Raw genomic sequence first — 15,078 nt, 5'->3', positions numbered from 1 at the left:
CGCGCTATAGAGGTAGAACGCTTGGATTGCAGCTTCTCAAAAATAATTAGGTAATGTAATCATAATGGAAATAGTGAAAAACATCAAGCAATCTGCTCTTTTCCAATTCAAAAGTTGCTTGGTGTGGCTTTTCAAAGTGGAAAACCTAAAAGTACGAAACGAAACAAAAGACGATAGGAATTTTAATAGATTCCAAGGTCTCGTATATACACAGATAAGAAAATAGATGAAATAAAAGGAGGTCCAAAATTATGCCATTAGTATATGTTGCTATCGGTGTAGTACTATTGTTGGTATTAATTATTGCATTTAAATTAGATGCTTTTATCTCATTGATATTAGTTTCCTTGGTGATTGGTCTTATAAGTGGTTTGACTCCAATGGATGCCTTTGAAGCTGTCCAAACGGGGATGGGTGACCAATTAGGTGGTTTAGCACTAGTCATTGGCTTTGGCTCAATGATAGGTAAGTTGATGGCAGATAGTGGAGCTGCTCAACGAATAGCAACAACATTAACGCAAAAGTTTGGTACAAAAAATGTCCATATTGCGATGATGATCACTGCCTTTTTAATTGGTATTACGTTGTTTTTCGATGTTGCCTTTATACTACTTGTTCCAATTGTATTTACCATTTCAGCAAAAACAGGCGTGAGTTTGCTGAAAATCGGCTTACCAATGGCTGTTGCTTTATCGACTACACACAGCTTCTTGCCGCCTCATCCAGGACCAACTGCTGTTGCGGGAATCTATGAAGCAAGTATTGGACAAGTATTAGTATTAGGAATCATTATTGCGATTCCATCCATTTTTGTTGCCGGGTATCTTTTCCCAAAAGCTAGTTTTATTAAAAAGATGAATCCGACCCTTCCAGAAGGACTGTATAATCCAAAAGAGTTTACAGACGAAGAAATGCCAGGAATTGCTATAAGTATTATCACTCCATTAATTCCAGTGATTCTAATGGCAACTTTGGGAGTTGCGGAGTTAACAATGGATCAAAATACGGCACTGTTTGGTTTCCTATCCTTTATTGGTGAACCAGCAATTGCACTATTACTATCTGTTATTCTAGCAATCTATACATTTGGAATTCGCTGCGGCAGAAAGATGACGGACATTGGAAAATCAATATCTTCTTCTTTAAAAGCTATTGCTGTAATCCTGCTCTTAACAGGTGCTGGTGGTTCTTTTAAAGAAGTACTTATTCAAAGTGGTGTAACCGAATACATCGAACAGGCTATGGCAGGTTGGACGATTTCTCCATTGATTTTAGCCTGGATTATCGCCGCTGTTCTAAGAATTGCTGTTGGTTCTGCAACAGTTGCAGTTATGACAGCTTCCGGTATTGTTTTACCACTATTAGGAATGAATGGTGCTACACCAGCATTAATGGTATTGGCTACAACTTCCGGTAGTGTTGCATTCTCTCATGTTAATGATACTGGTTTCTGGCTGTACAAAGAATATTTTAACCTATCTGTTAAAGACGCAATTATATCAAGAACAACCTATACTACAATTCTTGCAGTTTGCGGATTAATTGGTGTGTTAATCTTGAACTTGTTTGTATAATAAATCCTTTAAGAATTGGAAGAACAGAATAACATTTGATATCACTGATATACTAGCTGACAAATGTTTGTAATATGACCATCGGTAGTTTATTAATAAGCCTACTGATGGTTTTCTTTTTATATATTCTTGTGTGATAGGTTTTTTTCTACCCACTCCCATAGACTCATCCCAAAACCACGAAATTCCTCACTTTTTGTGGAATCCTGCAACAAACGCACATCTATTTGCCTATGACTTTTAGCACTTTTTCGAGTCCCTAAATTTCTTTAGAATGAATATATCTGAATATTAAGACTCAGAAAAATATGAAGAAGGAGGCTTTTTGTCAAAATTAATCTAGCAATCTAGTAAATGAAATCAAGGGGGAGAAACATGCTGAAAAAAGTCACCGTTTTATTAGCGGCAATTTTATTAGTTTTTGGTAACTTTGCGTTTGCAGTTAGTGCGCAGACGATTCATGTACCAGAATTAAACAAAACAAAAGAAACACTAACAGCAGATACATTCGAGGAATCGGTCGATCCGAATAAAGAAGTAAGGGTTATTGTGGAAATGGATGGAGAAGCAGCCATTCAGAGCGCCACAAAAAAAGGGAAAAGATTTAAAGAACTTTCCAAAGGCCAAAAGAAGCAGTTAGAAAAAGCGGCGAAAAAGAAACAAAAAAGTGTAAAGAATAAAATGAAAGGCAAAAACGTAAAGGCTAAATTCCTAAATGAGTATACGGCAGTTGTTAATGGATTTAGTGCGGAAGTGAAACAAGGGGACATGAAGGAAATTGAATCGATCCCTGAGGTAAAAGGTGTTTACGTAGTTAATACATACGAGCAGCCAATCGAAACGCCAGATATGAATTACAGCAAAGAAATCGTACAGGCTCAGCAAGCTTGGCGTGATTATGGTTATACAGGGGAAGGCATGGTAGTTGGAATTATTGATACAGGAATTGATTATAACCATAACGATATGGTCCTTGATGACAGCGAAACAGCTGCATTAACGGAGGCGGAAGTAAATGAAGTGATTGCAGATAATGAGTTGCCTGGTCAATTTTACACTGAAAAAGTTCCATACGGATATAATTACATGGATGAAAATGACGAGGTGCGTGAAATTCATGCAGAGGCATCCTACCACGGAATGCATGTGGCTGGTACGGTAGGCGCAAATGGCGAGGAAGAAAATGGTGGAATTCAAGGTATTGCACCAGATACACAATTACTTGCCTTGAAAGTTTTCGGTAATGATCCTGCATTCCAATCCACATATGGCGATGTTTATATTAAAGCGATTGATGATGCCATTAAGCTTGGAGCGGATGTATTGAACATGAGTCTTGGTTCTCCGTCTGGGTTTGTTGATCCAGAGTCTCCGGAGCAAACGGCTGTCACACGTGCGGTGGATAATGGCATCCTCATGTCCATTTCTGCTGGGAACTCGGCGATGTTTGGTGACGGATTTTTCTACCCATATGCATTCAATCCAGATTATGGAGTGAATGGGTCACCAGGTGTTGCTTATGACTCTTTACAGGTAGCGTCTTTTGAAAATTCCTATATGGAAGTAGACTCCGTTCAATATACCATGGATGGGTCGGAACCAGAGATTGCAGCATTCCTCTCAGCGGGAAATGTGCATCCGAATGATGTGGATGAGAAAAATTTTGAAGTCGTAGAAGCAGGGTTAGGATATCCGGAAGATCTAGAAGGAAAAGATGTCGAAGGAAAATATGCGCTGATCCAACGTGGAGAATTAGCCTTTACAGAAAAAGCATTGAATGCACAAGCAGCAGGGGCAGCAGGTGTGATTATTTATAACAATGAAGATGGTATGGTCAGCATGGCGACCGAGGCTGCGATTGTGATTCCGCAATTGTTCATGGCGAAAAGTGATGGAGAGGCACTTGCGGAAGCATTAATAGATGGACAGGCAGTAACACTGGAATTTGCAGGGGATAAGACAACGATTGAAAACCCAGAGGCAGGGCAAATGAGTGCATTCAGTTCCTGGGGATTAACACCAAACTTAGATTTCAAACCAGAAATTACCGCACCAGGTGGACAAATTTACTCGACCTTAAATGATAACAAGTATGGATTAATGAGTGGTACATCCATGGCGGCCCCACACGTATCAGGTGGTGGAGCGTTAGTGTTAGAACGTGTGAATGAGGAATTTGGCTATGAAGGAGCCGATCGCGTTCTATTAACGAAAAATCTATTAATGAACACGTCAGAACAAGTAGAATTTGAAGAAGCTCTTGTTTCTCCACGCCGTCAAGGGGCTGGAATGATGCAATTGCACAGCGCACTTTCTACGCCAGTAATGGTAACAGATCCAGCAACTGGTGAAGCAAAAGTCGCATTGAAAGAAGTAACCGAAAACGAAGTGAGCTTTGAATTAACGGCAGAAAACTTTTCTGATGATGCAGTGACGTATGAAGTTGCGGCAAATGCACAGACAGATTCTCCTGTTGACGGTGGCGGAGTGTTTGTAGCTGCACCAAATCTTTTCCCTGCATTCGATTTAGAAGAAGTGGCAACCGTGAACGGAGAAGCAACGAGTACTATCGAAGTACCTGCCAATGGGCAGACCACTTTTGAAGTAAGTATCGACGTCAGTGAGTGGGATGCAGATCTACGGTCATATTTTGAAAATGGATACTGGTTAGAAGGGTTTGTGACGTTAACGGACTCAACAGACACGAATCCTGAATTAACCGTTCCGTATGTTGGTTTTAAAGGAGAATGGGATGCAGCACCAATTTTCGATACACCAGTATGGGATCCGTTGAGTTACTACGGAATGACCGGTGTGGGAACATCCCTCGAAGATGAAAGTTATGGTTTCCTAAGCGAAGACCCAGAAACAACAGCATTCTCACCAAATGGGGACGGCATACAAGATGATGCGATGATGATTCTATCCTTCATGCGAAATGCCAAAGAAGCTAATTTCCATGTACTGGACGAGAACGGTGATGTAGTAGAAACCCTATATAGTGATTCGTATTTCAGAAAAAATTATTATGATAGTGGACAAGCACTGCATTATACCTTGTCTCCAGACTGGGCATGGGACGGCACCATCAATGGACAACCTGCCGATGATGGTCAGTACTATCTGCAGGTAGAAGCAGTCATCGACTATGAAGGTGCAGAATGGCAAACATTTGAATTGCCAGTCATGCTAGATAAACAAGCACCAGAAGTAGAAGCGGATATCAACCGCGGAAAGCGCGAAGTTTCCCTAGAAGTTGCCGATGAAAACGGCAGCGGAATCGCTTACTGGGAAGTCTTCATTGACGGCGAATCAGACGGTCCAATTGAGGGCGAAACAGAGCTTGAGTTAGATGGCATTCATCCAAGCCAAGTGGTGAAAGTCGTAGCAGTGGACCATGCAGGTAATGTAGCAGAAGATGTTGTGATGGGACCACAAGGAAAAGCTAAGGGTAAGTTGAAAGGGAATAAGTAAGAGTGGAATGAGCTGGCGCTTGGGGCGCCAGCTTGTTTTGTTTTGGGGGTGGGGGTTCTATCGAATGTTTCGCGCGTTCAATCACCCGCCTCGCACGTTCTATCAACCGCCCCGCGCGCTTAATCAACCGTGAAGCGCATTCTATCGACCGCCCCGCACGTTCTATCACCCGCGAAACACATTCAATCAACCGCCCCGCGCGCTCAATCACCCGCGAAGCACGTTCTATCAACCGCGCCGCGCGCTCAATCAACCGTGAAGCGCATTCTATCGACCGCCTTGCTCTCTCAATCACCCGCGAAGCACGTTCTGTCAACCGCCCCGCGCGCTCAATCAACCGCCTTATACCTGGGAGAAATAGTTTAATAAACTTTATTAAACTTTATTTCATTATCTTTCTTTCTAAATGATAAGATGTATAATAAAGGTGAATACTCGCATCTGTGAAGTTGTGGGAATTTCAAAAAATGGACTTAGGAGGCGTTTATGATGAAAAATATTAATTCCCCAGAAGAACTGTATAAGGAATTAGAAACACTCAATAAGGAAAATAAAATTTCCCGATTTTCGGTGCCGGGGAAGGGGAGATTTACATTAGTATATGAAGAAAGAGAGAAAACGATTAAGGAGGAAGTAGATGAAGATGAAGAATTAAAACGGATGATTCAAGAGAGTAGAAGAGAATATAAAGAAGGTAAATATAAAAGTACTAGTGAAATTATTAAATCAATGTTCAATGAGGATTATTTGAAGTAATGGAGAAAGTATATTGGTCCGAATCAGCTGAAAGAAAAATGCTCACATATGAGAGTAAATATTTTACGATAGTGGAAACAAGATCCTATATAGCTTATTTAATGAACAGTATAGAAAATATTCTTCTAAATCCCCATTTAAGCACGCGTTATACAGAAGAACAAGGGAAATATAAAGGTTTATCTCGAGTGGTTTTTAATAAGTTTAAGATTTATTATGAAAAGCTAGATAACCAGATTATAATTGTAGCTATCAAGTTTCCCCGAGAAAAGTGAGTCCATCCTCTTGAATATTCTCTACACTTATATCTCCCCATCAAAGATACCTTCTTCATAATCATCTTATTCTAAAGCAGCTAGATGTATCAGACAGTTTGAAGAATCTCCAGACGCGTTTAAATAAAGACAGCAAGAAAAAGTGAGGGACAATCTGAAAAATAAAAGTTGATAAATTGGAAAATATCCGGTACATGGTTGCCAGCAGGTTTTTGTGCATTATTATCTGTTCTTTTACTAGAACTTATCGAAAAATAAATAAGCACACTCTTTCTATCGACTGCTTCATGGATTCAATCACCCGCCTTGCGCGCTCAATCACCCGCCTCGCACGTTCTATCGCTCGTCTCGCGCATTCAATCAACCGCCTCGCACGTTCTATCGATCGCCCCGCGCGCTCAATCACCCGCCCCGCGCGCTCAATCACCCGCCTCGCACGTTCAATCACCCGCCCCGCACGTTCTATCGATCGCCCCGCGCGCTCAATCAACCGCCCCGCGCGCTCAATCACCCGCGCCGCACGTTCTATCGCTCGTCTCGCGCATTCAATCAACCGCCCCCGCACGTTCTATCGCTCGTCTCGCGCATTCAATCAACCGCCCCCACCATCCCACAACACCACTCTACCCCAAATACTTCCGATATTCCCTAGGTGTCACTCCTACACGTTCCTTAAAAAAACGGCTAAAATGGGCTTCACTCTTAAAACCACAAGCCTGGCATAGTTCTTTAAACGTCCAATCGGGATACGTTTTAAGCAGATGAAGTGATTGGGTGAAGCGGTATTGCATGAGATAGTCCATGATCGTATAACCTGTTTGTTCTTTGAAAAGGTGTACGAGATATGATTTGCTTAAATTAATTTGATCGGCGATATCATCCAGGGTGATTTTCTCCTTGAAATGCTCCTGTACAAAGGTTGCAATTTGCTGGATATAGGCACTTTTATCATTTTCGAGGTTTTCGAATTCAGTGAGCTTCTTGTTTTGGAAACGTTGTATGGTAAAGAGCAAATCGACTAGCTCTATTTTTAGTTGCATTTCCACGTCAAAGAAGTTTTGTGATAATAGTAGTTTTTCCATTCTTTTCATCAGTTGGATGACTTCATCGATGCCGGTGTTATTTGTTCGATAGATAGAATAGTGGTTGCGTTCAAATGGTTCTACCAAATGATAGCTATCCAGAAATTGAAGCAAGGGAGCGAGCCAGTCGATGGAAAATTGGATGATGCTCCTGTCATATAGCGAAGGGTCACCTTGGATCGAGGGTTTATGCAATTTGCTTCCGTCCATCAGGATTATATCACCGGAAACGAGGGGATATACTTTGTTATCAATTAAATAATTGCATGTCCCAGAATGAAAGATGAATAGTTCATAATGGAAATGGGTGTGAATGTCGATATTTCGATGAACCCCTTTTTGGTGCGTGGTAACAAAGAGTTTGTATGAGCTTGGTGTTTGTCCGTTATGTTCCACAGTAACTACTCCTTTTCTGTATTATACAAGTTTCATGAACAGGGGAAGGGATGGAAGAAAAGCACCGCATGCTTTTTCCCCATCCCTATTCTAGCAATCAATTATTCTGTTTCATTCCCCAAATCTTTCTGCATATGGTAAAGCGTCTTCTTGTCTAAGTTATAGACGAGGAACATCGCTGCCATTACCAGAGATAGACCGATAATCGGGAATAAGACAGAAAGGTTTTTAACACCAGTCGCATATTCCACTGTCCATGTGGATGCTTCTTTCAAATCCAATCCTGGCAAGAGGAAGGCGATTGCAGCTGGAACGATAGCTGCGCCGAAACCTTGTCCGAGTTTTCGAATCATGGAATACATGGAGTAAACGGAGCCCTCATTTCGTTTGCCAGTTTTCCATTCCTGATAGTCGATAGCATCAGCAACCATCGCCCATGTGTACATAACGAGACCAAAGGAGAAGGTGCTACCAAGGGCAAGTAAGGCTAACCATACAAATGGGTTACTTATCGGTAAAAGTAACATCATGATATTAATCGCGATACTAATAATCATCGGGTAAGCAACAATTTCTTTTTTACCATATCGTTTAACAAGTTTATTACCAATGGTCGCTCCAATAATCATTGTTGGGATAATCGTAATAATAATTGTAAACGAATTCAATCTTCCGTCTTGGAAATACAACTGGAATGTTAAGGTATTCAGCTGCTGGGAACCGTTGATAAATAGTATTTGTGCAAAAGCGACAAGCGTAAGTCCAATCATCGCTCGATTTTTAAAGTAATCTTTCAGTGTGCCAAAGAAACTGTACGTTCCTTTTGCTTCTTTTTTATTGGTATGAATGATTCGTTCTTCCGTATTTCGATAAAGAATGTAGTAACAAAGAATCGTCAAGACAACCGTGATCAAGGTAATTGGGAACATCAATTCACCTTGGAAAACACTTCTTGTTTCTCCGTTAACCACCACGTCTGAATAAAGAAACATCGGGATAAATAGCATATAAAGAATATTTGGGACAAATCCGCCAATACTTCTGGCAGTAGATAAAGCAGTTCGTTGTGATGGCTTGGTAGTCATAACCGAACTTAAGGCCCCGTATGGAACGTTGACAAATGTGTAAAGAACGGTCCATAGTAAATTACTTCCTAGGAATAACGCTATTTTCGCACCATAGGACCATTCGGAAGCATCGTAAAACATGATCGGCATCGTAATCGCCAAAAGAGGAGCCATTCGAATAATCCATGGTTTAAATTTATCTCTTGTTTTCAATTGAACGCGGTCAATGATCATTCCGATAATTGGGTCATTGATTCCGTCAAATATTTTGATGATTAATATAATAGCGGCATAATGAACCAGATCAATGCCTATGAACTGTGTGAAGTAAATAAACATGAACATATTGATAAGGTCAAAACTGAAATTCCCGCCTAAATCTCCTGTGAAATACCCAATAATATCGCGTTTCCCAAAAGGGCGCTTGGATGTATCATATTTAGTTGTGGTCTTTTTTTCTGGCTCTTGCTGCTGTTGTACTTCCTGAACGGTGCTCGTTTCCATGCCTTTCGCCTCCTTGAAATAGGTGTTTTGTCTTACTTTACTTTGTAAATGAAACAAACAAATGTTTAAAGCCCTTACATTTTTGAAATTAAAAAATATATGTCATCCCCCCTCATACACAAGAGGGGATGCGCCTCTTAGTTTTGCTGTTTCTTCGCAAATACGACATACATATTACAGTCTTTGACATTCGTTTCGTCCTGGTTTCCGCCTAATGTTAGGGCGGTTCCGGCATCTACCGTCTTTTTGAACAGTGTGTGTGAATGATTTTTAACGAAAAGTTTGCTTTCTGTTTCCTCGTATTCTTCGATTAACCACTCTGGACGTTCCAAGAGATCATCGTGTGCAATCCAGACCTCTGTTTGCTGCTCTACGGAAAAATGCATTAAGTCGAGTGCTTTATAATTCCTGTCCTCGTTAGGCACTTGGATATACTCACTGCCAATCAGATGGTTAGGCAGGTATGGAAATTCGTCTTCCTCATCACTGAAAATGAGTGCTCCGATATGTGCGTTCCCTTTAACGCCGCCAGGAACAGCAATTCCCGAATAAGAAAAATCGTTAATAAGCGTAGGTCCAGCGTTTTCTTCATCTGTAAGCTTTAGGTTAGGGTCTGGCCCTTCTCCTACTGGTGGCTCTTCTCCAAGCGTAATTCCCGGTACAACCGGCATTTCTTCAGTCAATCCATTCCAAACAGCCACAGGTTTTGCTTCGATTTCGACCGAGTCTGACTGTAGTCCGGCAACCTTTGCTGTTACGTTTACCAAGCCGGGTGTCTGGGTGGAACGAATAGCGACTCGGTTAACGCCTGCTTCTAAGTCCAAATACGGATTATTGGTTGAATGTTCTTTTCCGCTGTTATAACCGCCCCTGTAAATGGCTGGTCCTTCTACTTGAAAATCAATTCGACCTTCAAACGTTGGACAGCGATTACCATCTCCATCGATGGCTTCTGCATCAATCAGTACCACATCCGACCCGTTTGCACGAAAGCCGTTTGGTCCTGTGATAACGGAAAGTTTGACAGATACTGGATCTCCTGCCGTTTTCTTTACTTGTTCGGCAACGGTGTTTCCTTCTTCATCATAAGCAACAGCTTTCACAGTTCCAGGTTCCCAAATAATGTTTTCGAATGTAAATAAGTAGTCATGGCTGAGAGCGCCAAAACCTTGGGAATTCCCGTTGATAAATAATTCTACTTTGGGAGCATTGGCCATCACGTAAACATCTTTCACCGTACCTTTTGGATAATTCCAATGGCCGATGAGATGAACTTGTGGGTCGTTTCTGTAAATGGCTTTAAGGGAAAAGTAGGCTTCTTTTGGAAGCATGACCCCATCCACGACACCACTTACTCTGGATACTTCTGAATAAACACGTCCATGACTGGTCGAGTCAGAAAAAATCCAATTCGCTCCGCCACCATGCGCTGGATGACTAATTTTCTCATAATGTTTCGCCTGATTCCGGGCAAACTCTTCCGATGTTAAATTATATGCGGAACCAGCTGCCGTCTCGTAATCTTCGTATCCTGGAGTGAATCTGTCCCACACTCGTCTTGCAGCTTCTTCCCGGTTGTATTCTCCCTCGATAACCGGTTTTCCCTTGCTCTTTAACTCCCAGCTACCTTCTGTCCCGATTGATACATCGACATAATCACTCATGGTTAAATTACATCTTCTATGAGCATAGGCACGGTTTCCATGGGGGTCCCACGTATCTGTCATATTTTTAAGCGTTTGTGCTTCTTGCTCAGGTACACTCTGATTTCCGCCTTCCCAAACTAAAATAGAAGGGTGGTTTCGGTAATAGATAATCATATCGCGATAGGCATTGGCACGAATGGTATACGAAACATCACTATAAACTCCGCCAACCGTACTTCCTTCTCCATCCACACCAGGTTGAACGGTAATCAATCCGTATTTGTCCGCCAGTTCTACATCCACTGGAGCGCCAGCTGAATGTCCCCAGCGAATGAAGTTTCCACCAGCATCCTTCATCTGTTGGAAAATAAATCCATGCATCCAATTCGGATAAGCAGCTCCGAGGCCCGCCCATTCATTGGTTGGTCTTTGACCCCAGCCCTGTAGCTTCAGAGGCTGACCATTGATAAAGAAGCCTTGATTATTGGTAAATTCAAACGTCCGGATTCCGAATGGCGTTTCTTGAGTGTCGACTACTTCTTCATCGACAACTAATTTGGAGCGAACCGTGTAAACATAGGGATGAACTGGGAACCAACGATGGATGTCTGTTAAATGACCAGCTGTATGGAAAATAACCTTTTCGCCACTTGCTAATTCCCGGCTTTCATTCATCGTTAAGACAACGTTTCCATCCCGGTCCAGTACCTCCGTAACAAAATCAGTCGTTTTGGACGTGTCATGTCCGTTAATTACTTCGGCTTCTACATGAACATCGGCGGAATCTTCTTTGATATCTGTTGCATACACGTAGGTGCCTTGAGTTTTTAAAAAGCTGTACAGTGGCAAGGTGATATGCAATTTATCTTTGATATGAAGGTAAACGTTTCGATAAATCCCACCATGCGTTGGATGCCAGTGCGAATCATGCCAGCTTAAGATATCTCCTGTTTCTTCTGTTTTATAGGGGAACGTGTTATCTACCATGATCGCTAACACATTTTCTGTGTCCCCAAAGGTTACATATGGTGTTAAATCAAAGCCAAATGGGATAAAACCATTCTCGTATTTTCCTTCGAGTTTCTTCCCATTGATATAAACATCTGCAGCCTGTCGAACGCCTTCAAATTCAATGAATATTTTCTTATCTTCATCTTCCTTGTTCAGCTTGAAATACTTGCGGTACCACGTTTTCCCGGTGAACATATTGCGCTCCCCATTATGTCCGCCTTCCATGTAATTATCGAAGGTATCGATATCGTTGAAGGTGTGTGGTGCACTAACCGTTTCCCAGTCGGAATCATTAAAGGCAGGTTTATCGGCACCGGGTATATCTGCTTTTTTAAACTTCCATCCAATGTTGAAATTCCATTTGTTTTTTAATGTATCGTTAGCCGAATTTACTACTTTTTCTATTGTAAGATTAAGCTTTTCAGTCAAATGTTCATTACCTCCTTTTTATAGATTGCTAGATGTGCATCTGGTTGTAATCCCTTTCAAATAAGCGGGAATGAATAATGGATACACTGAGTTCTATTAGATATACTTCTTTGATTACGTTTTATTTTAGGTGAAAAAGGGGAGGAAGTCTATGTCTGAGATAGTTGATTGTTTGGGGAAACTTGACTGAAATTGCTTTTTGTTTGTTGCTATATAAGAACAAGAAAAATAGAATTTGTGGAATAGTTACCGCTGCGGAAATACACTTCGCTTTCCACGGGGAGCTGGTGAGCCTCCTGGTGCTTAAAAGCGTGTGCACCTGCGTCTTATAGTAACGCTTCGAAGTGGGCTTTCTCGGCGCAAGGGAACGAAGAAGATTAATCAAGTAGTCCCCTCACTCCGGGGTCTCACCTATGCTCTTCTTCCCGCAGGATAAGGAACGCTTCGGCAGCGAAACATCGCACGCAGAAAAAAGTGGTCTTCTTTTTTCAAGGAGTCTTCGTGTATTTCCTTCGCTGGTTTGGTGCTTTTATTTCTCGAAGATATTACATTCTTTTTGTTCAATAGGTCTATAGCTTAAGCATTGTCTGTGCTTTAAGAGGGTGGATTGGATGTTTTATCGGAGTACTAAGTTTTTGCGGTCAAGTTCACCTTAGTCTCATTTAGTGAAGAGCTACTTTATAATCTGGTGGAAGTTCTACTCTTCGGGAATATTCACGTAATATTTCCATTTCCCGGGGAATATTGACAAAGGTTATATTTACTTTGTCGAAATTAGGGGGTGGCTGTATAGTTAGCTGTAGAAAATTCACGTGATTCTTACACCACTTTACTATTCAATTAATACAGCAAATGGAAGAACCTATCTTCTTACTCCAAATGAAGGGGATGCCCGTGGTTTGATTGTTATTCCGAGGAGGCTAGTATAGGAGAAATCATCGATTAAATCGAGTTAAATGCAGACCACTATGCAGGCTAAACGCAAGAAGAACTGGATCAAGCAGTAGAAAAAGGACTTCCTAAAAAATTAGCGAAGACCGATTTAACCATTAAAAATGGAAAAAGTGAAGAGGGCACCTATGAATCTCTCTATACATACGGAGGCCGTTGCTTCTCTATTTATGATGCAGAAACAATGGAACTCATTTTTGATAGTGGAAATGAGTTAGGAAAAATAATAGCAGAAGCAATGCCAGAGCATTTTAATACGAATTAAAATTGGATGGCAGAAGCGATGCAAAAGGTCCGGAGCCGGAAACGGTTGTTCAAGGGGAAATGGATGGGGTGCCTTACGCCTTTATCGTGCTTGAACGGTTCAGTGGGATGATGGTCTACGATTTATTCGAACCAGTCGGTCCAAAGTTCGTATCTTTACTATCTAGTTGTGACTTTACAGAAGGCGTAGCGGGTGACGTATCGCCTGAAGGGTTAGAATTTATCCTAGTGGAAGATAGCCCAACGAAAAAAAGCCTTGCTTGTAGCTGCGCATAAAGATTCTGGAACTGTTGCGGTATATGAATGGTAAAGACATCAAAGATCAGATAAAAACACATAATGAGAATCGTGGATATAATAGATGGAAGTAAGTATGAATAAAGGAAAAGCCGTCCATCCGTATAGGAAATGTATTTATTTCCTAGTTCTTCCGATAATATTAGGAACTTATTTTTTCAAAAGATATTCGCGTATATTAAAAAAACATCGGCCGACAGATAGGGGAATTCTTGTGTGTCGGCCGATGTGTTGCCTAAAAAAGGATTCAAACAAACGTTTGATCTAAAATATGCGGGATAAATATTTCAAACAAACGTTTGATCAAATCAGAGGAATTAGATGAAATTCAAACAGTTGTTTGAACAGAATCCTTGGTAATAAAGGATTTTGATTAAACAAACGTTTGATTTACTCCTCCTTTTGATGGTTTAGAGAGAATTTATATGCTGATACTTTAAGGGAGGGTTATTCTTTTAGTTTCCCTTTTGTTTTGGGTGTTAAACCTGAATGTTAATTTTATTTTTGTATTTATATGCTATTTATTTGTCGCAGTTGATAGTATTAATTTTATTCAATCAGAATATAAACCTGAAAGCATTACATGATCAGTGGCAACATTTAATCAAAGAGCGATAAAAGTATATAGAAAAATTGGATTTAACGATGTAAAAAACTTTTATGCAAGATACAAATGGTTGCACCTTTGCGTTTATAAAGATGGAATATAGATGTAAATAATTCTTATTAAAGTAATGGGAGGCTAATGGAGTTAGATTTTGGAGTGAATTTTCTATTGAAATAAGGATAGGTTCTAAAAATGATTCTTTCAATGGTATAATGGTGTTAATAAATAATAAGGCGGTGTTTGAGATGAGTGTTAATCGTGAAGAACTAAAACGGCTAAGTGACTTAATCCACGAAGAAGATACGGCTGAGGTTTATGACTTTATTGGTTATTTAAATATGAAAAGGGAAAGAGAAGCCATTGAGCAAATGGATTTAGACCTGTTTTCTAAGGATAAGGAACTCATCAAGCAAGTACAGAAAAGTCGTGAAGATCGCGAAAATGGACGTGTTTATAATCAAGAGCAGGGACTAAAGTATCTTCAACATAAAATCAGGGAATTTGAAAGTGAACAAAACTTATAATGTCTATTGGTCACAAACTGCCTTTTTTATGGAAAGGGAAGAAGAACGAGAGTCCCAGCGACGAGCGGATAGATACGGGTCGAACAATACGAAAATGTATTTTAATAAAGTAAAAAGAAGATAAACTAAACTAATCTTGTCAAACAAAAAACATTCTAGTTTGCAGTTCTTTCATAATAGGGTGCTTTAGTCTTGCAAAACAATGTAAAAGAACGCTTGGA

General features: G+C 40.6%; 10 protein-coding genes and 1 pseudogene. 6 read left to right on the top strand and 5 right to left on the bottom strand.

Annotated features, from left to right (window positions below):
• Positions 1–251: 251 nt before the first annotated feature.
• Together D8M06_RS08130 and D8M06_RS08125 are read left to right on the top strand one after the other, a co-directional pair.
• Complete coding sequence (locus D8M06_RS08130; protein WP_121203896.1) at positions 252–1,574, top strand: gluconate:H+ symporter; 1,323 nt, start codon at positions 252–254, stop codon at positions 1,572–1,574.
• Positions 1,575–1,949: 375 nt separating this feature from the next.
• Positions 1,950–5,048 (top strand): S8 family serine peptidase, encoded by a 3,099-nt coding sequence (locus D8M06_RS08125; protein ID WP_121203895.1) that lies wholly within the window; start codon positions 1,950–1,952, stop codon positions 5,046–5,048.
• Here the strand turns inward: D8M06_RS08125 and D8M06_RS19685 are convergent.
• Positions 5,020–5,385, bottom strand: coding sequence for a hypothetical protein (locus D8M06_RS19685; RefSeq protein ID WP_147404958.1), 366 nt, complete (start codon positions 5,383–5,385; stop codon positions 5,020–5,022). The two genes, D8M06_RS08125 and D8M06_RS19685, sit on opposite strands and share 29 nt — an antisense overlap.
• 152 nt (positions 5,386–5,537) lie before the next feature.
• Here D8M06_RS19685 and D8M06_RS08120 point away from each other — a divergent pair, with 152 nt between their 5' ends.
• The gene (locus D8M06_RS08120) at positions 5,538–5,804 is read left to right on the top strand and encodes a hypothetical protein (RefSeq protein WP_121203894.1); all 267 of its coding nucleotides are present in this window, start codon (positions 5,538–5,540) and stop codon (positions 5,802–5,804) included.
• A 519-nt stretch (positions 5,805–6,323) separates the two neighbouring features.
• Here the strand turns inward: D8M06_RS08120 and D8M06_RS19680 are convergent.
• The 4 genes from D8M06_RS19680 to D8M06_RS08100 form a co-directional block, all read right to left on the bottom strand.
• Positions 6,324–6,632, bottom strand: coding sequence for a hypothetical protein (locus D8M06_RS19680; protein ID WP_147404957.1), 309 nt, complete (start codon positions 6,630–6,632; stop codon positions 6,324–6,326).
• Between the two features lie 70 nt (positions 6,633–6,702).
• On the bottom strand, positions 6,703–7,557 hold the full coding sequence (locus D8M06_RS08110) for an AraC family transcriptional regulator (RefSeq protein ID WP_121203892.1): 855 nt from the start codon (positions 7,555–7,557) through the stop codon (positions 6,703–6,705).
• Between the two features lie 101 nt (positions 7,558–7,658).
• Positions 7,659–9,128, bottom strand: a complete 1,470-nt coding sequence (locus tag D8M06_RS08105) for an MFS transporter (RefSeq protein WP_121203891.1) — start codon at positions 9,126–9,128, stop codon at positions 7,659–7,661.
• 137 nt (positions 9,129–9,265) lie between these two features.
• A complete protein-coding gene (locus tag D8M06_RS08100) occupies positions 9,266–12,214 on the bottom strand; it encodes a glycoside hydrolase family 2 protein (RefSeq protein ID WP_121203890.1) in 2,949 nt (982 codons plus the stop codon).
• A gap of 1,218 nt (positions 12,215–13,432) precedes the next feature.
• On the opposite strand from D8M06_RS08100, the gene D8M06_RS08095 reads away from it, so the two are divergent.
• The 3 genes and pseudogenes from D8M06_RS08095 (at position 13,433) to D8M06_RS08085 (ending at position 14,857) form a co-directional block, all read left to right on the top strand.
• Complete coding sequence (locus D8M06_RS08095; protein WP_121203889.1) at positions 13,433–13,705, top strand: choice-of-anchor I domain-containing protein; 273 nt, start codon at positions 13,433–13,435, stop codon at positions 13,703–13,705.
• Between the two features lie 569 nt (positions 13,706–14,274).
• Positions 14,275–14,446, top strand: a pseudogene (locus D8M06_RS20445) (GNAT family N-acetyltransferase); the annotation flags it as partial.
• Between the two features lie 132 nt (positions 14,447–14,578).
• Complete coding sequence (locus D8M06_RS08085) at positions 14,579–14,857, top strand: hypothetical protein (protein WP_121203888.1); 279 nt, start codon at positions 14,579–14,581, stop codon at positions 14,855–14,857.
• Positions 14,858–15,078 lie beyond the last annotated feature (221 nt).

It is taken from the genome of Oceanobacillus halophilus (assembly GCF_003628505.1).
GTDB classification, from domain to species: domain Bacteria; phylum Bacillota; class Bacilli; order Bacillales; family Amphibacillaceae; genus Oceanobacillus; species Oceanobacillus halophilus.
The sequence above is the reverse complement of the archived record's forward strand: the minus strand, read 5'-3'. Positions and strand labels throughout refer to the sequence as shown.